A 26,991-nucleotide genomic window follows, 5' to 3' on the forward strand; every position below is an offset into this window, starting at 1 on the left:
CAGGAGCAATTTCCAGGGAATGTACAGGGATGTACTGTATCCTGGAAATGCAGGACAAATGCTCCAATACCTAAAGCGTCATCACCTTCAACAGGTCCAGCGCACTGATTACTCCCTTCAGTGAGCGATCCCTGGTGACCATAACCCGGTGAATACGCCCTTTAACCATCGCTTCAGCAACATGGATCAGGGGTGTATCCGGAGACACCTCAAACACCATCGGCGTCATAATATCATTAACCAGAACAGACTGATCCACCAGGTCATGAAAAGAGCGCTGATCTTCCGGTGACAGTGTTTCATCCATCATGGCGCTGTAAAAATTATCATCCCGCCTGGCCAGATCAACCAGGCCACTGCCTGCCTGTCGGACAATATCAGAAAATGAAACAACGCCAATCAACTGTCCGGCATTATTCACCACCGGCGCACCGGAAATTGCCTTATCCGTCAAAAAGCGCGCCAAACGATCCACCGACCAGTCTGAAGGTACAGTAATCACCTTCTGGCACATGATTTGTTCAGCTGTCATGCTGACTAAGGGGTTGTCATTGCTCATATCCCCGGGCTCCCGAAAGTAACGCCGACGGAATCAGTATGACCTATTGCGGCAAACCACTATTTTGATCTGCGTCAAAGTTCAGGACGAACAGCGGGTGACCACCGCTGGGTGATCACCCCCGTTTGAGCTGAAGCAGCTTATGGGAATGCCATTCCCCTTCCCACAGGCTGCTGACCCGATCAAACCCGATATCTGCAGACCATTGTCGAAAGGTCTGTACCTCCTCAGGAAAGTCACAGCCGGCAATGTGGGCATCCAATGCCTCCAGCTCCCGGACTGACATGGCTGTCCAGTTGGAATGGATATAAGCCAGATAATTTTCAAGGTACTGCTTCCTGGATTCACCAGGCTGTAAAAATACGTCATAGATGAACATCACCCCATGTTCACGAAGACAGCGATAAGCCATCTCCAGGCACCGTTTTTTGTCATCATACGACAAATGATGCATACAAAACCCGGCGAGGATAACATCAGACTGACCACCATACTCCGATAGAAAATCCATCATATCCTGACAGTAAAGCTGAAAAACAACATCCCTGCTGTCAAAACGCTCCGTCAATACCTCAAGAGCCGCAGCAGAACTATCAACGCCGCTGTAAGCATTGACCGTCAGCTCCGGTAGCAACCGGAAAAACACCTCTGCATCGCCACAGCCCAGATCAAGAATATCCAAACCCCGGGGCAGCCGCTGTATCTCCCTGAGGATATTGTCAGCGATACTGTTATGACCCATGTATCCCCGGGTGACCACCGTTCGATAGGTTTGCCACTGCTGGAAGAAATTGTCCATGCTGTTGGTCTTTTCAGCGTCGGTAATCGACAAAGCATAGACGATCACCCGGCAGTTACGCCCCATTCAATAAACGCTACAATCAGGCCAGGCGAATAAAGCGTTGGCGACAAATATAAAGAGTTGGCATGGAGTGAATGGCTGAATGAAAACACTGGTTGTCTTTGCCCACCCGGTTCCCGAGAGTTACAACGCCAGCATCCTGAAAGCAGTGTCTGATGAGCTGGCAGCAAAATCATTTGAGGTACAAACGCTGGACCTCTACCAGGAAAATTTTGAGTCCAGAATGAGCTCGGCCGAACGAAGAACCTATATGGACAGGGACAACACCGTTACCGTAGAGAGATATGTTCAACAACTGCAATGGGCTGAAGCCCTGATCATGATCTACCCCACCTGGTGGATGGGACCACCGGCAATCCTGAAGGGCTGGCTGGATCGAGTCTGGCTTCCCTCTGTCGTGGCGGAATTCGGCCCGGATGGCGTAAAGCCAAAACTGACAAACCTGAAGAAGATTCTGATCATTACCACCCAGGGCGCATCGCGCTGGCGGATGGCCCTGATCGGTAACCCACCGCGCAAAATGATGAAACTGAGCCTGAAGGCCGTCACCCAATGCCGGAATATAGACTGGCTGGCCCTGCACAGCGTGGATAAGATTGCCAAATCCCGGTTAAGCCAGTTTCTGGACACAGTCCGGCGGAAAATCAAACACTTCTAGTCATCCACCACTGAAAGAGATGGCACTGCCGGGGCCTGCTGATGGCGTAACCACAATTTTGCAGCCATATGTCTGGCCATATCCCGGTAGATCATAGCAATCTGGGATTCTGGTTCAGAAACAACGGTAGGCGCTCCCTGGTCTGCCTGCTCACGAATCATCATGGACAGAGGCAGGGAGCCCAAAAGATCGATTTCAAATTGTTCAGCAATACGGCTCCCGCCACCTTCACCAAACAAGTGCTCGGTATGGCCACAATTCGAGCAGATATGAACCGCCATATTTTCCACCACACCCAGAACAGGAACACCGACCTTACGGAACATCTCTACCCCTTTGCGGGCATCAATCAGCGCCAGGTCCTGAGGCGTCGTCACCACCACGCTGCCGGAAACCGGAATCTTCTGGGCCAGGGTTAATTGAATATCACCGGTGCCCGGTGGCAGGTCAATCACCAGGTAATCCAGGTCATGCCACATGGTCTGGGTTAACAGCTGAATCAGGGCACCACTGACCATTGGGCCACGCCAGACCACGGGGGTATCTTCAGTAACCAGAAACGCCATGGACATCACCTGGATACCATGGGCTTCAATGGGCATGAAATATTTCTCATTCTTCACATCCGGCCGGGTACCATCCGCAATACCAAACATCTGCCCCATACTCGGGCCATAGATATCGGCATCCAGAATACCTACCCGTGCGCCTTCTGCTGCCAGTGCCAGTGCCAGGTTCGCTGCGGTTGTGGATTTACCCACCCCACCTTTACCGGAAGCCACGGCAATGATGTTCTTCACACCGGCCATGGTTTCCAGCTCACCCTGAACCGGTGCCGGATCAACTTGCCAGTTGACCGAAACATCCACAGATGCAACGCCATCAACATCGTCGATTTTACTGGCCAGCATCTGGGCAACCCCATCACACAGACCATTGGCCGGGTAACCCAGCACCAGTGAAGCGCTGACGTTGCCATTATCAATACTCAGGGATTCAAGACAGCCAGCATCCAGCAAATTGTTTTTCAGGTAAGGGTCCTGATAGCTGCGGATCGCCGCTTCAATATCGGCTCGGCTTGGATTCATGGCCACACTCCAGTCGGTGGGAAAATAATATGCAACGTAATGAGGGTTTAACGAGACAAATTCAAGAGACACGTCATGGGCAGGCTGAACAGCGTGTCGGGTTCCAGAATGATGGGAGCAGGCTCTTTCCTGGTATTGAAAGACGCCCGATACAAAATAAGTTCAGTCTACTCGGGGAGTTCAAGACTCCCTCATTTCATCAGAAATGACTCACTCAATGGTTCAGTGTCAGCCCTGATCAAACACTTTCTTTAACCGATCCCGGGCGGATACGCCATTATCCGGATCAATACCCTGGGAAATCATCGTCTCCCGCTGATGCTGCTGTGCAGCCTCTTCTGCCAGACGGGTGACTTCTTTGCTGCGGCTATCTTCAATCCCTTTCAGGATACTGGCCTCCAGATCTTCACCTTCCAGCACCCGGTTACAGAGTATTTCATAGTTCCGCTCGAATACCGGAAATGCGACCCGCTGCTCCTCACTGCGCAGCATCATCCAGCCGGTTTCACGGGCGGCAAGATAGACTGCAATATGCGACCATGGAAAGTCCCTGTTCTGCCGTGGGGCATAACAGGCTTCATAATAGGCCTGCAGCGGTTCTTTCAATCCCACTTCATCATACCGCAGCTTGCACAGCTCTCGGATATCACTGAGATCGGGAAAAAATTTCGTTGTACCGAGGGCTTTTCTGGCCGCCATCAAAATACGACGGGGACTGAATTCCTGCAGAGAGTTTTTCCAGACCCGCTTGGCCCGGATAATATCTTCATGGGTCTGGAAAGCCCGCTTGAACTTCAGGGGATAAGCATCTTCCAGCAGCGTGAAAACCGCATTAATGGCATCAACATGATCAGCCCCGGAACGTGCCTGTTGTGTATCATTGCCAGAGGCGACCTGTTCACAGGCCTCAGGGGCTTGCTGAACTATGGACCGCTGATCACTCGTCGCCGTCTTCGAACTGGAAGCCGTCGTCCCAGCTCCGGTCTGTAAGCTTTTCAGCTGTTGATCGATGAGATCTTTGCCCTGTTTCACTTTGATTCCGCTTCCACTGGTAAATGACGTGGGATTTGAACTTGTTTTGCCAGGCTTTTCGCGCCTCACCCGTCTCATGCCAGTACAGCTTGAAATCAATCAGCTGCGTGGCAATAAAGTCCAGGGGTATTCCCTGATGGGCCTGAAGAAACTCCAGAATTTCCCGGGATGGAGCAAAATCATCTGGCAAAGGCTGAACCCGGGCACCCTCACGAATCACAGGCTGAGCCTGGGCAAAAACAGGATGTTCTTCCTGCTGTCGGGTTTCCGGCTCAATGTCCCAGGGTAATGCGCCCGCATTGAGCTGGCGAATATAATGTTTGTTCTCGTCAGTCATGTAATCAACAATACCTGCCTTCCCGTTTCTGGTCTAGCTTGATCAATGATACCACCCTGTTGTCCATACGGCTTAATCAACACAGAAGAAGCAACACGTTCAGAACGTCACACAGTAATCATCGTCGTCAGCCTGGACAGGGAAGTTTGCTGCTGAAGCCGCTACGTGGCAATGAGTAAAGGACACAAAAACCAGAGTACTTCTGAGGCCAACAGGTCTCCTGAGTAATAATGTAAGCAGGTGTCCTGCTTACCGGCGAGTTATTCTATCAATGATTCCCTTAAAACATAATTACCATTCAATATTAAAAGCCATCTTTTACAACCATGGACCACTAATATAATCATCAGTACCAAGGCTTTTCGTCCTGATTTCAAACAGCATTGAAAATACGAATAACTATTTTTAACGATAAATGGACAACTCAGGAAACTTTCTGCCACTCCCAACGATCTGATAGGGAAGTGTTTTTTCTATCAGGAGAGTCAGAATGGACCTACATTTCCCGGGTTCAGGTTACAATCAAACAGTCCATAGCCCCCATGGGCAGAACTGTCCCCCCTCTGCCACTGCGTCTTCTGCGGAAGGAGCAAAAGCCCTTTCTTTCGGAATGAAGACGGATAAATTCTCTCCTGCTCCTGATACACTGCAACTCTCTCCTCACCTGGAGCCCGCCAAAACAGAAAACACCAGGGAGCTTCCAGACAGAAAACGAAAGATTTCGGACCATCAATATCAATCAGCCTTCACCCCGGACACCAGTAAGCAAATACCAACACCGGCAGACAGCCCGCCTGAATCTGATGTGAGCGTCAGCCATTTGGGTGAGAGCTTGCCTGATCAACAGTCAGACGACATATATCATCAACAGGTCGAGGAACTCTGGGCAATCCTGCGTGCAGGCCAATCGGGAGCAAAGAAAAGCAGTGCACCAAAGCCCCATTCCATTATCAGAAATATGTCGCCTGACACCAAAATGGAAGCTACCAGCCCCGCGCTCCTGTCCTCTACTGCCAGTGCAAAAGAACAGATTAAAAGTACAAGATCTACCATAGAAGGGTCCACAGAGCCGCTACCAGATTTAAAATCCGCTGAAAATGAGCATGGTGCTGATTCACTGCACAAACTGCACAAAACGCCTGATGCGAGAGCTGCGAAAACAGGCACAGAATTATTAGGCTCTATCAACATATCAGCACATAAAACATCACTGGCAGGAAAAGACTCTTCAGACAACACCGGATTATCCACTGCAGGGATGACCAACAGTTTAACAAAATCAGTATTGCGCCCGGAAACCAGGGAAGACAGTCGCCAGCGAGGTGACTCCTTATCCTTATCAACATCTTCTTCTGAAGAAGGAGTCTATATAGTCAATGAAGCTGATACTGAGAAAAGTCCCGGGCCACTGGACAGTACCCGGGCACCCGCAGAGGAGAAACGGCATCAATCAGGATCTGATATTACACAAACCATAATGCACAGAACTGTTGACCCTGAAGATTACAAGGTGCTCCATTCTGCATTAAAGCCCCTGACGCTGGAAGAAGTTCCTGAAGCTGACGCAGACTCATCCCAAACCATCAGTGAAGAAACAGATACTGCCCGGTCTCTTGAGAAGATGGTATCGGAACTGGTCAGCGAGGATACTGATAACGTTCAGCCAGAAGAGCAGGAAAGCCGTCAGTCATCAACCACAACCGGGGCTTCAGGCCATACCGGGTTATCTGCCACAGGGACAGGCAGTTCAGCGGAATCCGAATTTCGCCCGAAAAATGAGGATGATATTCAGCAAATATCTGAATCAGTGAAAAAAGAAACGGCGTCCTACCGGTCGACACTTACAATATATGTTACAACTGTCGCCGATCCCCATCTAAAACCCGCTAAACCACCTGAAATACCGGGCACAGAGCATAGCGTCGGCACTCAGGATACCCTGGTATCGACAGCCCAAAAAAAATCAGTCAGATGGGCTACATCCATCGAACCAGATCATTCCACCTCCGTTCATAAAGAAACACACAAACTACCGGCAGAGCCATTGAGAACCGAGGAGCCCGCTGCCACTTCCAGCCCGGCAGAGTCTGTTATCGCCGCAAAAAAAGCAGCAACAGTGGGTACGCCACCGGAATCATCTGACGGACTTCGCACTCGCACCATCAAAATAACTTACGAGAAATTGGGAAGACACAAAGACGTTTACAAACAAACGTTTTCACCAGGCACGACACTGGAAGTTCTTCAACAACGCATGAATGCTCAAATCCGCATGTTTAAACGCTGGGGATACAAAGGTCAGTTTCCCATACGGGCTGAGATCAGCTCTGTGATAAAAGGTCTTCCTGATAGCCAGAAAGCGTTTTCATTCGACGAGGCGGGCACCAAAAAAGCAAAACTTCAGGGTTCTGCTGCCAAAACAGATTATGAACAGGAAATAGCATCACTTTTTGATAAACTGAAATACGCTGAAGCCGAGTCAGACTCAACCCCGGTATAAATATTGGAACGGGTTTAATGCGAGACTGTTCCGAATAGGCTTTCCTGTGGACAGTTTGTATAATGGCGCATTCCCGTTTTTTCCGACCATCAAGACAGAATCGAATGAGCCAACGCAAAATACTTGTCACCAGTGCCCTGCCCTATGCCAATGGCCCTCTGCATATGGGGCATCTGGTGGAATACATCCAGACAGATATCTGGGTTCGTTTCCAGAAACTGACTGGAAACCAGTGTACCTACGTTTGCGCTGATGATGCCCATGGCACCGCCATCAGCCTGCATGCAGAAAAACAGGGTATTTCGCCGGAAGAGTCCGTGGCTCGAATTAACATCGAGCGGGTTCGGGATTTTGGTGAGTTCCATGTGGCGTTTGATAATTACCACTCCACCCACTCACAAGAGAACCGCAAACTCTCTGAAGCGATTTACCTGGCCCTGAAGGAAAAGGGCCATATTGTCAGTCGAAACATTATCCAGGCTTATGATCCGGAGAAACAGATGTTCCTGGCCGACCGTTACATCAAGGGTGACTGCCCGAAATGTGGCGCTGCTGATCAATATGGCGACAACTGTGAAGTGTGTGCGGCAACCTACTCACCGGCAGAACTGAAAAACGCCCGCTCAGCCATTTCCGGTGCAGCCCCCGTTGAGAAAGAAAGTGAGCATTTCTTCTTTAAACTTTCGGATTTTGATGCCTTCCTGAAGCAGTGGACCCGCTCCGGCACCATCTCCGACGAAATTGCCAACAAACTGGCGGAGTGGCTGGATGCTGGCCTGCAGGACTGGGATATCTCCCGTGACGCCCCTTACTTTGGCTTTGAAATCCCTGGAGAACCGGGCAAATACTTCTATGTATGGCTGGATGCGCCCATTGGCTACATGGCCGCATTTGAAAACCTCTGCCAGCGCCGTGATGACCTGAGCTTTGATGAGTACTGGAATAAAGACAGTCAATGCGAAGTTCACCACTTTATTGGCAAGGACATTGTGAACTTCCACTGCCTGTTCTGGCCAGCCATGCTCCACGGTGCCAACTATCGCACCCCAACCCGGGTAAATGTGCATGGTTATCTCACCGTGAACGGTGAAAAGATGTCCAAGTCCCGTGGCACATTCATCACCGCCCGTACGTACCTGGAGCACCTTGATCCTGAGTATCTGCGTTATTACTACGCCGCCAAACTCTCCAGCCGTATTGATGACCTTGACCTGAATACCGATGACTTTATCCAGCGGGTAAACTCAGACCTTGTCGGAAAGGTAGTCAATATTGCCAGCCGTAACGCCGGTTTTATCAACAAACACTTTGATGGCAGGCTTTCTGCCACTCTCTCTTCCTCCCTCTATTCCCAAAAAAGTGCAGCTGAACTCATTGCCGGGTTCCAGGCAGCGGCAAACACCATTGCCGATTACTATGAAGGTCGTGAGTTCGGCAAGGCCATGCGTGAAATCATGGCCCTGGCAGACAAGGCCAATGCCTGGATTGACGAAGTGAAACCATGGGTGGTTGCCAGGGAACAGGACAACTCTCCTGAGAAAAGACAGGAGCTTCATGAAATCTGCAGCACCGGCCTCAACCTGTTCCGTCTGCTGATGATCTACCTCAAGCCGGTACTGCCAGCCATGACGGTCAAAGCGGAGGCATTCCTCAATGTAGCTCCCCTGACATGGCAGGACAGCCAGACACTGCTGCTGGATCACAACGTCAATCCATTCGAACCATTGATGACCCGGGTCGAAGCCGATAAAGTGGCGTCCATGATTGAAGCCAGCAAGGAGGTACTAGCCCAGATGGAAACATCCAGTAAGCAATCCGAGTCTTCTTCTGGTCTTTCTTCAGGAGTTTCCTCAAGAGAGTGGTTGGAGAAAGACCCCATCGCTGACGAAATCACCTTTGATGACTTCGCCAAAACAGACCTGCGTATCGCCAGAATCGTCAACGCCGAACTGGTGGAAGGGGCAGGCAAGCTGCTGCGCCTGACCCTGGATATTGGCGAACCTGAGCCTCGCAATGTCTTTGCCGGCATCAAGTCTGCCTATGCACCGGAAGCCCTGGTTGGCAAACATACCGTGATGGTCGCCAATCTGGCGCCACGCAAAATGAAGTTTGGTGTGAGCGAAGGCATGGTGTTGGCCGCAGGCCCCGGCGGTAAGGATCTCTGGATTCTTGAACCTCACGAAGGCGCGCAGCCCGGCATGCGGGTGATGTAAAAAAAAAGCGCAGGATAAACGCTGCGCCCTGCACCACCCTGAAACAACAGCAAAGACAATCTCTGTCGTTGCTGTTGTTTTGTCCCCATCTCAGTGAACTCATCGCCACAGAATTCCCCATAGAACTTTTTCCCTGAAAATTTGTCCAAACTCCTGTACCGAACAATCTATTACTGGACCACATACAACTGAAGCTTGCAGGAAGAAGCTTAAAGGAATAAGAAGATGGATATACCCGCCGTTGGCCAATCTAATGATCATCCCACTTTGGCTACTGAGACCCGTTATCCGGCAGAAAAAGGCACCAGCCAGGGTGTCACCGTTGTTCCTGCCGGGGACATCTCACCTTTACTGGCCCTGCCAACGGAAATGTTAACCCATATTGTCAATTTTTTATCGAACAGGGATGTCATGATGATCAACGACACCTGTCGATACTTGAGGGATGTAGCCGCCCCGATCCTGACTGCCAGAAGCAGGCTATGGTGCCAACAGTTCGGGCCAGCGCAACAGCAACAATTCACACAGATCACCAAAAATATCAGTCAGCATGGACTCAGGGCCTGGCTATTGCAGTTTACCCGGGATGAAGTGCTTATCAGCAAGCTTTGTTACCAGCTGGACCAGGAGGTAACCAGCAACGTTCAGGCCCGGAACAAGGCCCGGAACCCTGAAAATACAACAATGTTCCCACAACACCTGTTTTACCTGATGAGCCAGCTCATGAATGATTCCCGGCTTTTGCATCCGGTTCCAGTATCAGACATTAAGTGCCATTACCATGTCGCGACGTCAGCAACACTCAGCAACGATGCCCGCTACCTGGCAACCAACTGTTACGGTTCTGCTGATTGGGGTGCAAAAATTCATGTACTGGGAGCGGAGAACGTTGGCAACCTGCAGACCTCCCATAAAGGCTGGGTCAGGCAGGTCATCCTCAGCGCTGATGACCAACATTTACTGAGCCTCAGTGCTGACCGGACAGTAAAAATCACCAGCCTTACTGGCAATCACCGCTGGGAACAGCAACTCGTCATTGTCCATGACGATGAGATCAGGTCGGCCACTTTCAGCCCCGACAGCTGCCATGCAGTGACCGCCAGTGGCGATCAAAGTGCCCAGGTCGCCTCAGTGGACCAGAATGGCCACTGGGTATTAACTGCGAGGATTGTCCATGATGGTGATGTTCGTTCAGCGAACTTCAGCCCTGACAGCCGCCTGATAGTGACCGCCAGCGAAGACGGCACCGTCAAAATCCATGAACGTACCAACAACGGCACATGGCTGCCCAAAGCCACCCTGCCCCATACCGGCAAGGTCATTTCCGCTGAGTTCAGCCCGGATGGCAAACATATCATCACCGTCAGCGTTAACGGGAATAATAATGGTCCTGGCCAAAAAGCAACGATTTACAGCGTTAACAGCGATGGCCACTGGACAGCAAAAGCCGTCATTACCCACTCCGCCAGAATCTGTTCAGCCACCTTCAGCCCCGACAGCCGCCATGCAGTGACCGCCAGTCGCAATCACACCGTGAAAATCCTCCATTGTGATACCAACAGCAACTGGCAACAAAAAACGGTCATTAAACATACCAGCCGGGTTACCTCTGCCAGCTTCAGTCCCAATAGTCTCCTGCTAATAACAGCCAGTGATTGCTCGGCGAAAATCTACGAGTTCGATGCAAACAGCAGCAGCTGGTCAAAACAGCGCTCCATCGCCCATCAATATAAAATCAGTTCTGCCCAATTCAGCCCCGATAACCGCCATATTTTGACACTATCCAGCAACGACACAGCAAGTTACTGCGCCGATTACCATGCCAGAATCCATTCTCGTGATACCAATGGCCAGTGGCTGCAGAGCAAGCACATCAAACCAGAGAGCGGGGTCTATTCAGGCCAATTCAACCACGATGGCTCCCATGTGATGATCACTGACTGTGAAGGCCGAGCCCTGGTCCTTGGCCGTGAAGCAGATGGCAAATGGTCCCATAAAGCCCTTCTGGAACATTCATACTCACTGGCTTCCGCAGAATTCAGCGCCAATAGCAGCCATATCGTCACCATTAGCCGTGATGGAAAGCGAATTAAAGTCTGGCGTCTTAATGGAGAAGACGCAGCGCCACCGTCGACCTCAAAACGTAAGGCACCTCCGGTATTGGCAGCATCTCCATGCAAAATGGCCCGCAGGTCTGCTCGCCGGTGAACGGGCTTATTTTGTACCCGCCCGGGGGCAGCCGATCAAACTGAATCAATTTCATCCTGCGTCAGGTAGCGCCACTCCCCTGGCTTCAGGGAAGGATCAAGGGCAATAACCCCAACCTGTTCGCGATGCAGGCTCACCACCTTGTTGCCAACGGCCGCAAACATGCGCTTAACCTGATGATATTTGCCCTCAATTATGGTTAACAGTACCTCTGAGGGGGCAAGGACTTCCAGTAAAGCAGGCCTGGTCAGTGCCTTCTCACCTTTCAGTTCAATTCCACAGGCAAACCGCTCAACCAGTTCTGCAGTCTTATCTTCTGGCAGAGGGTCGGCTAATTGAACACGATAGCGCTTGCCACACACTTTCACAGGTGAGGTCAATCGATGAGACCACTGCCCATCATCAGTAATCAGTACCAGCCCCGTGGTGTCTGCATCCAGGCGACCAGCAATATGAAGTGAGTAAGCCTTGGGAATATCCAGCAAAGAGAGCACCGATGGATAGGCCTCATCCACATTGGAGCAGAGCGTATCTTCGGGTTTATTGAGCATGATATAGCGAAGCCCACGAGCTTTAACCAGCTCACCCAGAAGACGGACTTCACAGTTATCCGGTACCTTGAAGGCACTGTTTTTCACCACAATGCCATCACAGGTCACTTCCCCCCGGTGCAAGCATTTTTTGGCGTTGGCACGGGAGAGTTCGGTACTTTCGCAGAGGTATTTATCTAAACGCATTCGGGGAAGACTAAGCCGGAAAAGCGGGATGGTAATATCAAAAACAGGTTATGGCCAGTAACAGTGACCAACTAAGATCGGTTCGGTCACCAACTTTATGGATTTTCACATATTGGCTTTTCACGCCATCAGTCATAGAATGCACCACTATTTATCTCCCTTCCAGATAACCGTATTCTCCCCTATGGCCGAGGAACTCCCCATTGCTTTTTTCTGAGCTGGCTCTCCATGAACGGGTGCAAAGGGCACTCGCTGAACTCGGGTTTGAACAGGCGACCCCGGTCCAGGAACGCACCCTGCCCCTGGCCATGACCAGCAAGGACCTGATGGTCAGCGCAGAAACCGGCAGTGGTAAAACCGCAGCGTTTCTGCTGCCCATGCTCAACCATATGCACACCACTGCGTCCCCCAAAACCAGCACCCGGGCACTGGTGCTCGTCCCTACCCGGGAGCTGGGCCTGCAGGTGTTAAAAGAGTGCGAAGCACTGGCCCGCTATACCTACGTCAAGGCAGGACTGATCGTTGGTGGTGAGGACTACCGCCACCAGGTGAACACACTGCGGAAAAACCCGGAGATCATTATTGCCACCCCCGGCCGCCTGATTGAGCATATTAAAAATGGCAACCACGATTTCAGCGACCTGGAATACCTGGTACTGGATGAAGCGGACCGCATGCTGGATATGGGCTTTGGTCCTGATGTATTGAGCATTGTTGAAGAGTGCCACGGCGAACGCCAGACGTTCCTGTTCTCAGCAACCCTGGAGGCCCGTGGCCTGGGTGAAATGGCCTCTCAGGTATTGAACGATCCAACCCGTCTGAGGCTGAATTCTGTCCGGGAAAAGCACGCCAATATCCACCAGCAGATTATTCTTTCGGACGATACCGCCCATAAAGAGAAACAGCTGATCTGGCTGCTCGGCAATGAAACCTATGACAAAGCCCTGGTGTTCACCAATACCAAAGCCCGGGCTGAGGAGTTTGTTGGCAAAATCCGGGTTAAAGGCCTGAAGGTCGGCATACTCCACGGGGATATGGACCAGCGGGAGCGCAAGCACGTTATGCGCCTGCTGCTGGATGGCAAGATCAACATTCTGATTGCTACCGATGTCGCGGCCCGTGGCCTGGATATCAAAGGCGTAGACCTGGTTATCAACCTGGAAATGGCCCGCAATGGTGATGACTATGTCCACCGCATTGGCCGTACCGGACGTGCCGGAGAACAGGGGCTGGCCATCTCCCTGATTGGGCCGGACGAATGGAACCGGATGTCGAGTATTGAACGCTACCTCCGGCTGCGTTTTGACAAGCGTACCATCAAAGAACTGCCGGGCAGCTATAAAGGCCCCAAAAAGCTGAAAAGCTCCGGCAAAGCCGCCGGCAAGAAAAAACCGGCCGGTAAAAAAGGTGCTGGTAAAAAACAGTCGGCGGATAAACAACGTCACCGGGAGAAGAAGAACGTGGGCAAACGTCGTACACCGGCGGCCGACGTCAAACCCGCCGCTGCAACCACCTCAACCGACGCCGGTTTTGAACCACCCAGGCGCAGGAAGTAATACAACACATGAGCAATAACCCACCATTTTCCGCTCTTGGGCTGGATGAGCTGCTGATTCAGGCAGTCAACGAAGCGGGCTACCAGAATCCTACCCCGATTCAGGCCAAAGCGATTCCCATGGCCCTCACTGGTCGTGACCTGATGGCATCAGCCCAGACCGGTACCGGTAAAACCGCCGGTTTTACCTTGCCAATCCTGCACCGACTGGCGCAGATGAGAGCCAGTAAAGCGATCCGCGCCCTGGTGCTGGTCCCTACCCGGGAGCTGGCCATTCAGGTTGATAATAGTTTCCAGACCTATGGCAAGCACACAGCTATCAAGACAGCTGCCGTTTATGGTGGCGTAGATATTGACGATCAGTTGCAGGTTCTGAAAGAAGGCGTTGATGTCCTGGTGGCGACGCCGGGTCGCCTGGTGGATATGATCAACCGTAAGCATATCCAGCTGGACAGTTTGAGAATACTGGTGCTGGATGAAGCCGACCGGATGCTGGACCTGGGCTTCCGTGACGATATTCAGCGCATTGTACAAAACGCGCCGACAAAACGTCAGAACCTGCTGTTCTCCGCCACCTTTTCCAAAGACATCAAACAGCTGGCCCATGAATTCATGCGCCATCCGGTCAAGATTGAACTGGAAAACCCCAACTCTGCCGCTAACACCGTGTCCCAGTCTTTCTACCCGGTAGACCAGCAGGACAAACCGGAGATTCTCAGCTATCTCATCCACGGTGGGCGCTGGCAGAAAGTGCTGGTGTTTGTCCGCACCAAAAAAGCCGCCAACAAGGTTGCCGAGCTGCTGGCAGAAGACGGCATCAATGCCCAGGCCATTCACAGCGATAAAAGTCAGTACCTGCGTATTCGCACACTGGAAGATTTTAAAGATAACTATTTTGATGTCCTGGTAGCGACGGATGTGGCAGCCAGAGGCCTGGATATCGAACAGCTGCCGCTGGTCATCAATTATGACCTGCCCAAAGTTCCCCAGGACTACGTGCACCGCATTGGCCGCACCGGCCGCGCCGGACAAAAAGGCAGGGCGATCTCCCTGGTTAACCCGGAAGAGAAAAAGTTATTGGCCGGTATCCAGCAGCTGATCAAAAAACCACTGGAAATAGAACCTCTTCCCTACTTTGAAGATGGAGAGGTTCGTCCCGCTGAGATTAATGAGCCCACCAGTAAAACCCGCAACAAGCGCAGCAAACCTGACGCCCGAAAGCCCGCAATAAAGCAGCGTTCGGGTAATCAATCACGCAATGGCAGCACCAGAAAACCTTCAGGTACTGCGCCAAAGAAAAGGCCTGCTGTTTTCTCCGGAAAAAAACGGAAGTCCTGATCTGGCTGATTCATTTCAGCCGGATGAAAAGCAATAAATCGGGAATATCCTGCCTCTGCCGGGTATTCCCACCGTAGAAAGCGGGTGAAAAAGGTCGCATACAATGGAAGATATTATTGAAGAACTGCGGGAACGCGCTCTGGATGTGTCAGTCCCACTGGAACTGCCGGATGAAGACCAGCTGGTGGAAGTGGAAGAACAGATTCTGATCCCCCTCCCCTACGAACTTCGGGAGTTTCTGCTGCACGTCAGTGATGTTATTTACGGTTCCATTGAACCGGTGACGGTCACTGATCCCCAATCCCATACCTATCTGCCGGAAGTTGCGGCCAATGCCTGGGCTGAAGGTCTGCCGAGAGAGCTGATCCCCATCTGTGAATGCAATGGTGAATATTATGGCATTTCCGAAGAAGGGGAAGTGGTTCGCTGGGCTGATGGTGAAGTAACTGATGACAGCTGGCCATCCATCTGGTTATGGGCCCGGGATATCTGGCTGGAGAGCTAATGTCTAAACGAATTCTGATCATTATGGCCATGGCAGCGGAAGCCCGGCCAGTCATTGACCAACTCGGACTGCGGGAACTGCCCGCCAATCCACAGTTGACAAGTCACTTCCCCCGCTTTCAGGGTGAGTTTGCCGGCAAGGAGATCGTTATCTCCCTGAATGGCAAATCCACTGAGTACGGTGTCGACAGGATAGGCACCGAGTTTGCCGCGCTGAATACCCAGTCTGCCATTGTTGAGCTTGCTCCGGAACTGATCATTAACGCGGGCACCTGTGGTGCTTTTTCAGCCGATGCGGACATTGCTGATATCATCACGTCCGACCAGCCAGTGGTTTACCATGACCACCGGGTGCCCCTGGAGGGCTTTGACCGTTTTGCCATGGGTGCTTATCCAACCGCCTATTGCCCCGAATACTTTCAGGGTATTGAGCATAAGCTTGGGGTGGTCACCACAGGCAACTCGCTTGATATGCCGGATATCGACAGGCAGTGGATCAGGCAAAACCAGGGAATGGCCAAAGAGATGGAGTGTGCCGCCGTTGCTGCCACCGCTCATCTTTACGGTATCGACTTCCTGCCGATCAAATCCGTGACCGATCATATCGATATCGAACTGGATAATGTTGAACAGTTCCTGAACAACCTGAGCAAGGCCAGCCAAAAGCTGAGTGAAACCTTGATCAGGGTATTAACCAATATCAACTGACACCGGATTATTCTCCTACACCAAGGCAAACATATTTGATTTCAAGATAGTCTTCGATGCCATATTTTGAGCCTTCCCGCCCGATGCCGGACTCTTTGATGCCGCCAAATGGTGCGACCTCGGTGGAAAGGATGCCTTCATTAACAGCGACCATGCCATACTCCAATGCTTCGCTGACCCGCCAGACTCGTGACAGATCACGGGAATAAAAATAGGCAGCCAGCCCAAACGGTGTATTATTTGCCCGATGGATGACGTCAGCTTCTGACTTGAACCGGAACACCGTAGTGACCGGTCCGAACAGTTCCTGGTGAGCCACCTCCATGCTTTCATCAACATTGGTCAAAATGGTGGGTTCAAAATAGAGGTCTCCGGCATCGGATCGGGCCCCACCCATATGCACGGTAGCCCCCTGTTCTTTTGCCTGGCTGACGAGGTACGCAATTTTTTCTATGGCGCGGCTATTAATCATAGGGCCTATGTCTGTCTCTTTATCAAGGCCATTACCCACCTTTAGTGCCGCAACCGCTGTGGTGTACTTCTCCAGAAACTCATCGTAGACCCCATCCTGTACGTAAAGGCGGTTTGTGCATACACAGGTCTGGCCAGCATTCCTGTATTTTGAGATCAACGCCCCTTGCACTGCCTTGTCGATGTCTGCGTCTTCAAAGACGATAAATGGTGCATTGCCACCCAACTCCATGGAAACTTTTTTTACCGTATCGGCACTCTGACGTATAAGATGCTTACCAACCGGCGTTGACCCCGTAAAGGAAACCTTTCGAACCAAAGGGTGCGTGGTTAGCACATGACCAGTCTCTGCAGCAGACGACGACGTAATGACATTAATCACACCCGCAGGAATCCCGGCCTGCTGCGCAAGCCTGGCCATCGCAAACGCACATAATGGGGTGTCTTCAGCCGGCTTGATAACAATAGTACAGCCAGCTGCCAGTGCCGGTGCTGCTTTTCGGGCAATCATGGCAACGGGAAAATTCCATGGTGTTATGGCACTGACCACCCCCACCGGTTGCTTCATCGTTAAATAGCGGGCAGTTGCCATCGTAGAGGGAATGATATCACCATAGGTTCTCTTGCCTTCCTCGGCGAACCATTCGATAAAGGATGCGCCATACAACACTTCGCCGTATGCCTCCTTACAGGGTTTCCCCTGCTCAAGGGTTAACAGTTGAGCAAGATCCTCCGCATACGAAGTCATGAGCTGGAACCATTTATTCAAAAGCCCTGCCCGCTCTTTGGCTGTGGTTCTTTTCCATGAATTAAAGGCCTCACTGGCCGCTGCAACAGCCTGTTCAGCATCTGCTGCCCCCATATCCGGTACTTCTGCAATCGGTTGTCCGGTAGCGGGATTGGTTACCCAATAGGTGCGGCCACTTTGTGCACCAACCCACTGACCGTTAATCAATGCCTCGTTACTCTCGAAGAGAAATGGGTTCATCAGTTTGCCTCATTTTTTTCCTGCATCAGTAACAGCGCTTATCTTATTTGAATCAGCGCATCCTGAACCCTTTTTTCTCCAGAAACGCTTTCATATGAGGTCTGGACTCTTTACCCAGCAAGGCTGACATCTCCCGGGACCAGGTCCGGTCCAGTTTACCTCCGGTTCGCCGCTGGTAATAGGCTCTCATGGTATCGTCGTATTGGGCCAGCAGCGCCTTATTCACAGGCTGGTAATGTTCTTCCATCAGCACAGCTTCCAGCGGCAGTCTGGGTTTACACTCCGGGTCCTGATCCGGGTAGCCAAGGCAGAGGCCAAAAACAGGGTAGACATGTTCCGGCAACGCCAGCAAATCACTGACCTGTTGCGGGTCATTGCGCAGGCCTCCGATGTAACAGATACCCAGCCCTTCTGACTCAGCAGCAACCACCACATTCTGGGCAAATAGCGCTACATCAACCGTGGCAATAATGAAATGCTCGGTCATCCCGTCCGCCATGGTGTTGCCCGACTGTTCACAGCACCAGCCAGACCGGTTCAGGTCGGCACAGAACACCAGAAACTCAGCCGCTTCCTCCACATAGGTCTGCCCACCCGCCAGTTCTGCCATGGCTTTGCGGGTTTCAGGGTTTCTTACCCGAATAACACTGACACCCTGCAGATTACTGGAGGTGGCGGCACTTTGGCCTGCGCTGATCAAGTCTCTCAACAGGAGCTCTTCGATCGGCTGTTCCGTGAATTTGCGAATGGAGCGGTGTGATTGCAGCAGTTCAATTACAGGTTGGGTCATGGTGTTATTCTTCATCCGATCATTATTACTCTGCACTATCCTAGCAGTGGCTGGATTTTTCAAGGCTTACCGTCTCTGCTAGACTTCCCCACCCGAATCTGGCACCGGACTTACGCTCCGGACCGCTGACAAAGGACAATAACGACAATGACACTCTTTTCTGAAAAAGACGCTCCTGCAAAAGACGCTCCACACAGCGCTCAAACAGACGCGCCTGTTGTGGTCTGTGCCCTCTATAAATTCGTAACCCTGAAAAACTTCACCAGTCTGCGGGAACCCCTGCTCAGAACCATGGAAGCAAACCATATCAGAGGAACGCTGCTGCTTGCCGGGGAAGGTATTAATGGCACCGTGGCCAGCACCCGGGAAGGCATTGATGCCCTGCTGGCCTGGCTTAACCGGGATACCCGCCTGAACCCTATTGAGTGCAAAGAATCCCTGAGTGAATCCATGCCTTTCAAAAGAACCAGGGTCAAACTCAAGCAAGAGATTGTCACCATGGGCGTGGCAGGCATTGATCCAAAAAAAGTCGTCGGAACCTATGTAGAGCCAGCAGACTGGAATACCCTGATCAGTGATCCACAAGTCCTTGTGGTGGATACCCGTAACGATTATGAAATTCAGGTGGGCACCTTCAGGCACGCCATCAATCCAAAAACAGATTCCTTCCGACAGTTCCCGCAATACGTCGATGCCAACCTGAATCCTGGAACTCATAAAAAAGTGGCCATGTTCTGCACTGGCGGCATACGCTGCGAGAAGTCCACTGCCCTGCTCAAGGAAAAAGGCTTTGACGAGGTTTACCACCTGAAAGGCGGCATTCTGAAATACCTTGAAGAAGTACCCCGGGCGGAGTCACTCTGGCAAGGTGAATGCTTTGTCTTTGATGATCGGGTGACGGTTAACCATGAGCTTGAACCTGGCTCCTATGATCAGTGCAACGCCTGTCGTTTACCTATTACACAAACCGACAAGCAAAGTGAAAAGTACCAGCAGGGGGTCAGCTGCCCTCACTGTTTTGACCAGCTGACTGAAAAGCAGAAAGCGCGGTTTACGGAGCGTGAAAAACAGATGCAGCTGGCCAAGTCACGGGGTGAAGCCCATTTGGGTGCAGAAGTGGCCGGAACCGTTGCTCACCGTCGACAAGTCAAGGAAGACCAACGCAGACAACAGCAATTGAGAACCCGGGCAGGCAAAGTCGACTCCGCAGGCAAAGTTAAATAGCTGAGCTATGTTATAAGTACAGCCATGAGCTGAAAGTATCACCCTGTGCTGGTCATCAAGGCGGTGGTATTTTTTATCAGCAGCTGACTTGAACGGAGAGTCACCATGGAACTTGAAAACCCCGAGCATCTCAACCCTTTTATTCTTCTGGGTATCGTCAACGAAAAGCTGAGGCTTACCTGCAACTCGCTGGATCAACTGGCCGATGAGATGGACATGAGCAAACTGGAGATCGAAAGCCAGCTTCATAAAATCCGTTTTCATTACCAACCGGTCAATAATCAGTTCGTTCATGACTGACAGGTTTCCGAGGGTCTATTGAAATAAGACTCCAGGTTCTGCGGAATCCGCTGAACCTGGAACGAAACGGCAAGGCCCTAAGCAAAATATTGCCAAACCAGCTTTACCGATAACGTTCCTCCCCGTACCGCATGAACCAGCAAAATAGCAAAACCCAGGGCCAGACCTGCGGCAATGGGTGAGAAACCGACAGCCCAAACCACCAGCGCAGGAATACAGGAGTGTGTGATTGCTGAACGGTGGGACAACCCCGGAATTGTTAAATCCAGGTCCGGTAATCGAATGCCGGCAATCAGACCGGCAAGAAAAAACAGAATTTCTTCTATCAAGGCCATGGTCGGCCAAAATGGGCAAAAGTCTCTGGCTGCAAGAACCAACCCCACCAACAGGAGCGCCATTAGCGGAGCACCATATAACTTCATAGATCACAAAACAGGCTTATAAATCAGAAGGATAAACTATAACCGCGAATACTGTGGCAAGGCCAGTCAGGTTCTGTTGACCTGAGGTCACGGCAAAAATGTAACGTTGCTGGATATAAATACCCCTTAATGACAGTCGAAATATAGGTTGATCAAAACCAGGGAAGGTTTACCGTGAAAATTGAGCCAGGAAAAGGAATCCAACATCTGCCTGCAGATGCTAACCCGGAAAAAACAGACCTGGCGGTCTATAAAAACGGGAAAAAACTGGCACCACATAAGGTTGATGAACCTTACCAGAGAGCAAACGCTGCGGGTCCATCCTCAGGTAGAAAACTCTCGGAATCGAGTATTTCCTTATTGAGTGATGAAGGCTACGAAACGGACACAAGCTCAATATCACCTGATAATGAGTTCTCTGACACAACTTCTATCACATCAGAGATGATATCAAAAAGCCCTGTTGATAATGCTGCATCTTTAGAAGCGGTTTATGTCCACAATTACTGCAAGAACGCAGAAAACTTCATCAATGAATCATTTTTTGATGAGAAAAGTCCTGTAAATAAGCCACTCTTCTGGACAGATTCCATGGTTCAGGAGCTGAAAGCAATTGCCATAAGGGAAGGCAGGCCTGTAACGCTGGAAGATTACTATCCATTAAATCAGGCAAAAAACCGTTCTCTGGAACAAGGAAGTCATGAGAGTAATGAAAGGTGTGTTGAAAAATTATTTTCTCAAACAGCTCTGCTGGAGCTGCCCATATATCACCCAGAAGATATTAAAGACCGACTGGTTGAAATCTCTGACCATTGTTTTGATCCAAAGCCCTTACAACAGGAAAAATTAACCTTACCCAAACGCATCCTGTTTTCTCAGAGTAAAGAAAAAAAGTTTTTCCAATATTGTCTTGACCAGGGAAAAACCAGTGTCTCGCTGCATGATTATCTGGAATTTGACCGGCAATACAAGCCTGATGCCATGATAGACAGGCAAACGACAGTTCGTCCGATCCGGAAAGAGACCCTTGAAAAAAAACTGGAAAAACTCAGTAAAAACCTGCAGAGCACCAGCGCAGCCAAAGCATTTAAAGAACCAGCAGGCAACCAGAAACTCGAAAAAGGATTACTGGCTGGCGCAGTAGCAGGTGCCGTGGCCTCAGGAGCAGGTGTTGCTGCTGCCAGCGCACAGCAACCACCCCATGACCCCAGCATGTTTGATCACATTTCACCTAAAGATGTACCGATCGATGAAATAAAAATATTTGCTGCACACAATACCGAAGCCATTTCCGGCAAAGGGTCGCTGCCATTGCTGGCCACCAATCAAAATATGGGTCTGGAGGATATACTGGACAAAACCCCAATTCGGGGATTTGACCTTGATGTGCATGAACATAATGGTGAAATCGTTCTCAACCATGGTGGTTACTTCGATGCTACGGTGAGCGATGACGATATTCCTAAACTGGATAACGTACTGGAAACCATGAGTGATTGGCTGGACGATCCAGCTAACCATGATGAAGTGCTGTTCCTGAATTTTGAAATGAAGGCCTCACCCTGGGCGACCTGGGATTCGCTGGAAAAAGCCTTTAGCCCCGGTCGCATTTTCTCCGCTCATGAATACAGGGCTATGAGCAACAATTTGGGGCGTGCGCCAACGATTGAAGAGATTCGTGACAGAGGATACAAAGTTGTTGTTTATAACCATAACCATTATCTCGGAGCTGGCACCGGCAAAATCGGGTTTCGTGATTCACCCCTTGAGGCTATCTCGGAAGACCGCACACTAATGGAGCAGTTTAGTAGTGTGGACGCTCAGGTGGGTGATTTAAAAACCAGTGAAATCGCACCTCATATTACCACTGACCAGATTGATGAAATCATGAACACTCCGGGCGGAAAATGGATTTCTCTGGATCAGGTATCGCCTGACGACCCTCGTTTTTTCAAGCCGGAAGACCGGGATAACCTGGCATTGAATCCGGATCTGAAAGTAATGGGCCTCTTTTATGAGAGCGATAAGGCTTTTCAATCCGCCCTGCTGGGGTTTGGCACGGCCACCGCATCGGCAACCGCTGCCCTTGCTCTTGCAGGCGGTGCTTATCGGGGATTTTTGAATGAAAAGAAGATCCGCAATCAGGATAAGCTGTTGCCTGGCCACCTCAAGGCCATGGAGCTGACAGCAGTCCTGCAAAAGCGGAAAAACAGCAAGAAGCAAGCGGGTAAACCGTTAGGGGAAAAGGTAACCCTGGAAGAAGTGAAAAACCTCTATAAGCAAAATCAGCTGAAGACCATGACCAAAGACACCCTCATGGCCGGAGCCGGTTCTACCGTCAGCCTGACCGGGTCGGCACTGGCACTGGGAATGCTTTTCCCACCATTGATGCCTGCATTTGGTGGAGTATCTGCCGGTGTAGCGGCTACCGGCACGGTGGCGACAATACTGGCGACCGCTGGTAACCGCAAACGATTGGGCAAGGCTATTGATGAAGCCTTTGAGAACCCCGGAGTTCTTAAGGCGCTGCAAGAGCGAGTCGATGCCATGAACCTTGAAATTGAGCAATGCGCCAAAAGCGGTGGCGATGTCGATGAACTATTGTCCAGTATGGTTTCTGACCGTGAGAAAGGTGAACGGCTGCTGAAGGCCAGCACCGTAATGCTCAGCACCAGCCTTGTGGCCAGGGCCAGTGGCATGAGCAAGTACGGTATGCCTGCCCTGGGCACGGCAGCAATGGGGGTTGGAGCCACCCTGACCGGGGTGCTTGTCGCCCTGTCTGCCGCCATGAACTTTCGGGATCGGCACAGCAAATTGCAGAACCTTTCCCAGACGACATCAGAAGTCCTGCGCCCGGACTATGGCAGAAAACAGAAAAGAAAACTGGGTTTGTTTGGTGATACTGCTTTTCAGCGATTCCTGAAAAAGAACCGGGCAGAAGTGATCCAGGACCTTGGCCTGAAGCCGGATTGTAAAAACAAAGAGATTTCATTTGCATTTTCACTGCCGGGCAATGAAAAAAAACTGGAATACTATTTACGTGCCTTTGCGATAAAAGAATGGTTGAAAGACCTCACGACATTCGCCAATAAACAAAAAAACAAGCAAAACTTTGCAGAGATTCGAAAAGATCCCGAGGCGCTAAAAGCACTACTGAAACAGTACGCCATCAAGCGGGTCGGGGACTTTGCCCATAACGACACATTTGCGGAAGGACGGTCCGGCACCCTCAAACTATCACTGATCGGAGCATTCAGTGGTATCTTCTTCCTGCCCATGCTCGGTGTAGCTGCCGGTGTCCTGGGAATAGGCCTGGGAGTGTCGAAAGCCGTGGCAGCTCATGAGCGAGAGATCTTTACCAAAAAGCTGACAGACCTTATGGATAATGGACCGGGAGAGGACGAAGAAAAAATTGCTGTCCATAACAGCCTGAATGCCATGATTGACAACTGGACAAATATGTTGGCGGTAAATGAGAAACCTTTTACCAAACAGTAAAACTAATGGTGGATAAATTTTCAGTGCAAGGCCTTTCCCTTTTTTTTCCTGTCTTACTTTTAACCGGAATTTTGAACGCCATTTTACCGCACCATTTGCTTTCAATCCTGCGCAGGTAATACACTCCCCCCACTATTTACTGCACTAGCGTTGATGACTGATGACTTACAAACTCAACGACAAACAGTTCGAATCGATTCAGAAACTGGCTGACCATGAGCGTTATGATTACTTCCTGAAAAAAGTGGCGGACTGGGAAGAGATCTGGAGCCTGCACAGCCCGGAGGGTTGGGTAGAGCTATCATCCAGTGACGGGGAAGAGTGTCTGCCCATCTGGCCCCACCCTGATTTTGCCAAAGCCTGGGCCGTGGATGACTGGTCAGACTGCCAGCCAAAAGCCATCAACCTGGAAGTCTGGCTGGATCGCTGGACTCCCGGCCTGGAGCGGGATAACACGCTACTGGCTGTATTCCCGGTTAATGAAGAAGAAGGGCTGGTTGTGACACCTGCTGAATTGCAGGAAGCCATTATTGGCGAGTTGGAGCAGGGATAGGACGTTACCCTCTTTTAACCACAGAGGCGCAGAGACACTGAGGGTAAAGCCCTTTTATCTGTGCCACTGCTGCAGGTAACCAGACAATCTCCGTTTACTACTCAATGTGCCATATGCTGGCCTTTGATCTCATCCTTTGCATGAGCGACCACTGTCTTCGTATCGCCATTACTGAAAATAATAGTCACCGGCACTTCACTGTTATTGGCTATAGGTTTTTTAAGCCCCATCAGCATAACATGATAGCCACCCGGCTTTAGCTCCAGCTTATCGCCCGGCTTGATGGTAATGTTGTCCACACGGCGCATTTTCATCATGCCATTGTCCATTTCTGTGGTATGGAGCTCTGTTTTCCTGGCCACAGGGCTGCTCAATGAGCCAATCTGAACGGCTTCATGAGTACCGTTGAAGATGGTCATATAAGCCGCTGATGAGGACATACCTGGCCTGGTAGCACGGGCACTGGCATTCATTAACTGCAACTCTGGTTTAGCGTGCCCTTTTGAGTGCCCATGGGAGTGACTGTGCCCACTCTGTGCAGCCATTGCAGTGTGCGCAGTCAATAGCACCATCAGGGCCATCACACTATTGACGAATGTCCGCCTGGTACTGGCTGCCCTGGTATACAAAATAGTTCCACCTTCCATTACTTAACTCCACTGGTCGTTAGAAGTATTGTGGGAGAATAGCAATCTACTATGAGTTTGCTTCTTTAATGGTCCAGTTCAAAAAGTGATTCTGCCGGTACCAGTATACAGGTCAGTGTCCGAAGCGTGTCCAGATTGTTTTGGTAAATTAAATGGCATCAACCCCATGGGCATATCACGCCCGACAAATACCATGACAGTTTTTTCATCTTTATTCAGATCAAAATTTACTTGCAGGCAGGCATTACAAGACTTTTACTTACAGATAAAAGGAGAACGTCTCCCTGAAACCAATGTTTAGAGGAAGCATCAGCCGTGGCACAAGGGAACGATCAGCTGTCTCTGTTCGACAGTCATTGCCATCTTAATTTTTCAGATTTTGATAATGACCGTATACCGGTATTGAATCAGGCAAAAAAAGCAGAAGTCAGTCACATCTGTATTCCCGCCACTAAACACGCGGAATGGCCTTCTCTGATCAATGAGTCAGAACTGCTTTCGAAAGTGGGGCCTGTGAACATCGTAACGGCCCTTGGTCTTCACCCCTGGTTTATTGCTGAGCATAACCTTGAGCATCTGAAGGTATTGGACCGGCTATTGCAACAGCGTCCAGCCAGGGTCGTTGCCATAGGGGAAACCGGACTGGATTTTTTTGACCGAAACATGACTTCCCATGCAAAGGTCAAACAACTCGCTCTGTTTACTGGTCAGGTTGAACTGGCCTGCCTGCACCAGATGCCACTGATTATTCATGGACGGAAAAGCCATGATGATATTCTGAAAGTACTGCGACGATGCAAACCGAAGCGGGCCGGGATTATTCACGCGTTTTCCGGTAGTGAACAACAGGCCGGGGAATATCTGAAGTTGGGCTTCAAACTTGGGTTTGGCGGCGGTATCACCTACCCGAGGGCCAGTAAAACACGACACTTGGCATCTATGCTACCCATCAACAGCATTGTGCTTGAGACAGATGCTCCGGATATGCCATTGAATGGCTATCAGGGACAGAGGAATGAGCCGGGAAGAGTGAAACTGGTTGCTGAGTGCCTGGCCAGGCTGAGAGGAATCTCCTTCAGGGAGGTGGCAGAAGCCACCTCTCATAACTGTCGTACACTATTCAGGATATGACGGTCAGGCACCTTCACCGGCTTCCAGTAGCTTGTTCTGGCCGATGTTGATTTTTCTTGGCTTCATCGCCTCTGGAATTTCACGCTCCAGATCAATATGCAGAAGACCATTATCCATGGTCGCACCGGTTACACGCACGTAGTCGGCCAGCTGGAAGCGGCGTTCAAAGTTACGCTCGGCAATGCCCTGGTACAGGTATTTGCGTTCTGTATTGTCTGGCTTTTTCTTGCCCTGGACAATCAGTACCCCCTCGCGGCTTTCTATTTCCAGCTCATCTTCGGCAAAGCCGGCAACCGCCATGGTAATACGGTATTCATTCTCATCCAGCAGTTCGATATTGTATGGAGGGTAGCCATTGTTCTTAGGTGCCTGGGAGTGCCCGGCATTCATGGACTCCAGCAGGTGAGCCATCCGGTCAAAGCCGATCGCGGAACGGTACAAGGGCGTGAAATCAAAATCAAAAGTACGCATAGTCATATCCTCAATAGAGCAATATGTTGATCAAGTTGGCTTTTCGTTATGAACAAGCCGTGGTTAACAGTGCTGCCTTGAGCCACTGTCAACGGTAATATATGTTCGTTTATTACGATTACAACCCTGCAGACAGATTTTTGTGAACTACTCGCCCCTAAAGGGAGCGAGCTTCCAATACTAAGCAGCCACCAAAG

At 50.7% G+C, this 26,991-nt stretch carries 24 protein-coding genes; 13 read left to right on the forward strand and 11 right to left on the reverse strand.

Going from position 1 to position 26,991, the window contains the following annotated elements; translation table 11 throughout:
• Nucleotides 1–70 precede the first annotated feature (70 nt).
• Entirely contained in the window at nt 71–559 is a 489-nt protein-coding gene (locus KDK13_RS12865; protein ID WP_257285372.1) for a CBS domain-containing protein, read from the reverse strand.
• A gap of 115 nt (nt 560–674) precedes the next feature.
• Nucleotides 675–1,424 carry a class I SAM-dependent methyltransferase gene (locus KDK13_RS12870; RefSeq protein WP_257285373.1) on the reverse strand — a complete coding sequence of 250 codons (750 nt, stop codon included), beginning with the start codon at nt 1,422–1,424 and terminating at the stop codon, nt 675–677.
• Between the two features lie 79 nt (nt 1,425–1,503).
• On the opposite strand from KDK13_RS12870, the gene KDK13_RS12875 reads away from it, so the two are divergent.
• Nucleotides 1,504–2,079, forward strand: a complete 576-nt coding sequence (locus KDK13_RS12875) for an NAD(P)H-dependent oxidoreductase (protein ID WP_257285374.1) — start codon at nt 1,504–1,506, stop codon at nt 2,077–2,079.
• Here the strand turns inward: KDK13_RS12875 and apbC are convergent.
• The 3 genes from apbC to KDK13_RS12890 all read right to left on the reverse strand — a co-directional run bounded on the left by apbC (nt 2,076) and on the right by KDK13_RS12890 (nt 4,536).
• On the reverse strand, nt 2,076–3,167 hold the full coding sequence (gene apbC / locus KDK13_RS12880; RefSeq protein WP_257285375.1) for an iron-sulfur cluster carrier protein ApbC: 1,092 nt from the start codon (nt 3,165–3,167) through the stop codon (nt 2,076–2,078). The genes KDK13_RS12875 and apbC overlap by 4 nt on opposite strands.
• A 228-nt stretch (nt 3,168–3,395) precedes the next feature.
• Nucleotides 3,396–4,199 carry a replication protein P gene (locus KDK13_RS12885; protein WP_257285376.1) on the reverse strand — a complete coding sequence of 268 codons (804 nt, stop codon included), beginning with the start codon at nt 4,197–4,199 and terminating at the stop codon, nt 3,396–3,398.
• A complete protein-coding gene (locus tag KDK13_RS12890) occupies nt 4,105–4,536 on the reverse strand; it encodes a DnaT-like ssDNA-binding domain-containing protein (RefSeq protein WP_257285377.1) in 432 nt (143 codons plus the stop codon). Before KDK13_RS12890 ends, KDK13_RS12885 begins: the two co-directional genes overlap by 95 nt.
• A gap of 490 nt (nt 4,537–5,026) precedes the next feature.
• On the opposite strand from KDK13_RS12890, the gene KDK13_RS12895 reads away from it, so the two are divergent.
• The 3 genes from KDK13_RS12895 (at nt 5,027) to KDK13_RS12905 (ending at nt 11,457) form a co-directional block, all read left to right on the forward strand.
• Nucleotides 5,027–7,036 carry a hypothetical protein gene (locus tag KDK13_RS12895; RefSeq protein WP_257285378.1) on the forward strand — a complete coding sequence of 670 codons (2,010 nt, stop codon included), beginning with the start codon at nt 5,027–5,029 and terminating at the stop codon, nt 7,034–7,036.
• Between the two features lie 104 nt (nt 7,037–7,140).
• Nucleotides 7,141–9,249: a methionine--tRNA ligase gene (gene metG / locus KDK13_RS12900; protein WP_373692240.1), complete on the forward strand. Its 2,109-nt coding sequence runs from the start codon at nt 7,141–7,143 to the stop codon at nt 9,247–9,249.
• A gap of 225 nt (nt 9,250–9,474) precedes the next feature.
• On the forward strand, nt 9,475–11,457 hold the full coding sequence (locus KDK13_RS12905; protein WP_257285380.1) for an F-box/WD repeat-containing protein: 1,983 nt from the start codon (nt 9,475–9,477) through the stop codon (nt 11,455–11,457).
• 35 nt (nt 11,458–11,492) lie between these two features.
• On the opposite strand, the gene rsuA is transcribed toward KDK13_RS12905, so the two are convergent.
• Nucleotides 11,493–12,194 carry a 16S rRNA pseudouridine(516) synthase RsuA gene (rsuA, locus tag KDK13_RS12910; RefSeq protein ID WP_257285381.1) on the reverse strand — a complete coding sequence of 234 codons (702 nt, stop codon included), beginning with the start codon at nt 12,192–12,194 and terminating at the stop codon, nt 11,493–11,495.
• A 203-nt stretch (nt 12,195–12,397) separates the two neighbouring features.
• On the opposite strand from rsuA, the gene KDK13_RS12915 reads away from it, so the two are divergent.
• From KDK13_RS12915 to KDK13_RS12930, 4 genes are all read left to right on the forward strand, one after another.
• Nucleotides 12,398–13,750, forward strand: a complete 1,353-nt coding sequence (locus KDK13_RS12915) for a DEAD/DEAH box helicase (protein ID WP_257285382.1) — start codon at nt 12,398–12,400, stop codon at nt 13,748–13,750.
• Between the two features lie 8 nt (nt 13,751–13,758).
• Entirely contained in the window at nt 13,759–15,087 is a 1,329-nt protein-coding gene (locus tag KDK13_RS12920) for a DEAD/DEAH box helicase (RefSeq protein ID WP_257285383.1), read from the forward strand.
• Nucleotides 15,088–15,190: 103 nt separating this feature from the next.
• Entirely contained in the window at nt 15,191–15,592 is a 402-nt protein-coding gene (locus KDK13_RS12925) for an SMI1/KNR4 family protein (protein ID WP_163370593.1), read from the forward strand.
• The gene (locus KDK13_RS12930; protein ID WP_257285384.1) at nt 15,592–16,299 is read left to right on the forward strand and encodes a hypothetical protein; all 708 of its coding nucleotides are present in this window, start codon (nt 15,592–15,594) and stop codon (nt 16,297–16,299) included. The genes KDK13_RS12925 and KDK13_RS12930 overlap by 1 nt, the downstream gene beginning before the upstream one ends.
• Before the next feature lie 7 nt (nt 16,300–16,306).
• Here the strand turns inward: KDK13_RS12930 and KDK13_RS12935 are convergent, their stop codons facing one another.
• Entirely contained in the window at nt 16,307–17,758 is a 1,452-nt protein-coding gene (locus KDK13_RS12935) for an NAD-dependent succinate-semialdehyde dehydrogenase (protein ID WP_257285385.1), read from the reverse strand.
• A 52-nt stretch (nt 17,759–17,810) separates the two neighbouring features.
• Nucleotides 17,811–18,548 (reverse strand): oxygen-insensitive NADPH nitroreductase, encoded by a 738-nt coding sequence (gene nfsA / locus KDK13_RS12940; RefSeq protein ID WP_257285386.1) that lies wholly within the window; start codon nt 18,546–18,548, stop codon nt 17,811–17,813.
• 147 nt (nt 18,549–18,695) lie between these two features.
• Here nfsA and KDK13_RS12945 point away from each other — a divergent pair, with 147 nt between their 5' ends.
• Both KDK13_RS12945 and KDK13_RS12950 read left to right on the forward strand, forming a co-directional pair.
• Complete coding sequence (locus tag KDK13_RS12945; protein ID WP_257285387.1) at nt 18,696–19,772, forward strand: rhodanese-related sulfurtransferase; 1,077 nt, start codon at nt 18,696–18,698, stop codon at nt 19,770–19,772.
• A gap of 105 nt (nt 19,773–19,877) precedes the next feature.
• Entirely contained in the window at nt 19,878–20,072 is a 195-nt protein-coding gene (locus KDK13_RS12950) for a DUF4250 domain-containing protein (RefSeq protein ID WP_257285388.1), read from the forward strand.
• Between the two features lie 77 nt (nt 20,073–20,149).
• Here KDK13_RS12950 and KDK13_RS12955 read toward each other — a convergent pair whose 3' ends face one another.
• On the reverse strand, nt 20,150–20,470 hold the full coding sequence (locus KDK13_RS12955) for a hypothetical protein (RefSeq protein ID WP_257285389.1): 321 nt from the start codon (nt 20,468–20,470) through the stop codon (nt 20,150–20,152).
• A gap of 198 nt (nt 20,471–20,668) precedes the next feature.
• Between KDK13_RS12955 and KDK13_RS12960 the strand changes: the two genes are divergently transcribed.
• Nucleotides 20,669–23,992, forward strand: a complete 3,324-nt coding sequence (locus tag KDK13_RS12960; protein ID WP_257285390.1) for a hypothetical protein — start codon at nt 20,669–20,671, stop codon at nt 23,990–23,992.
• Between the two features lie 160 nt (nt 23,993–24,152).
• Nucleotides 24,153–24,545, forward strand: a complete 393-nt coding sequence (locus tag KDK13_RS12965) for a DUF2750 domain-containing protein (protein WP_257285391.1) — start codon at nt 24,153–24,155, stop codon at nt 24,543–24,545.
• A 101-nt stretch (nt 24,546–24,646) separates the two neighbouring features.
• Here KDK13_RS12965 and KDK13_RS12970 read toward each other — a convergent pair whose 3' ends face one another.
• Nucleotides 24,647–25,192, reverse strand: a complete 546-nt coding sequence (locus KDK13_RS12970; protein WP_257285392.1) for a copper chaperone PCu(A)C — start codon at nt 25,190–25,192, stop codon at nt 24,647–24,649.
• A 315-nt stretch (nt 25,193–25,507) separates the two neighbouring features.
• On the opposite strand from KDK13_RS12970, the gene KDK13_RS12975 reads away from it, so the two are divergent.
• The gene (locus KDK13_RS12975) at nt 25,508–26,323 is read left to right on the forward strand and encodes a TatD family hydrolase (RefSeq protein ID WP_257285393.1); all 816 of its coding nucleotides are present in this window, start codon (nt 25,508–25,510) and stop codon (nt 26,321–26,323) included.
• Nucleotides 26,324–26,326: 3 nt separating this feature from the next.
• Here the strand turns inward: KDK13_RS12975 and KDK13_RS12980 are convergent, their stop codons facing one another.
• Entirely contained in the window at nt 26,327–26,794 is a 468-nt protein-coding gene (locus KDK13_RS12980) for an Hsp20 family protein (RefSeq protein ID WP_257285394.1), read from the reverse strand.
• Nucleotides 26,795–26,991 lie beyond the last annotated feature (197 nt).

It is taken from the genome of Endozoicomonas sp. SESOKO1, from assembly GCF_024606265.1.
Taxonomy (GTDB): domain Bacteria; phylum Pseudomonadota; class Gammaproteobacteria; order Pseudomonadales; family Endozoicomonadaceae; genus Endozoicomonas.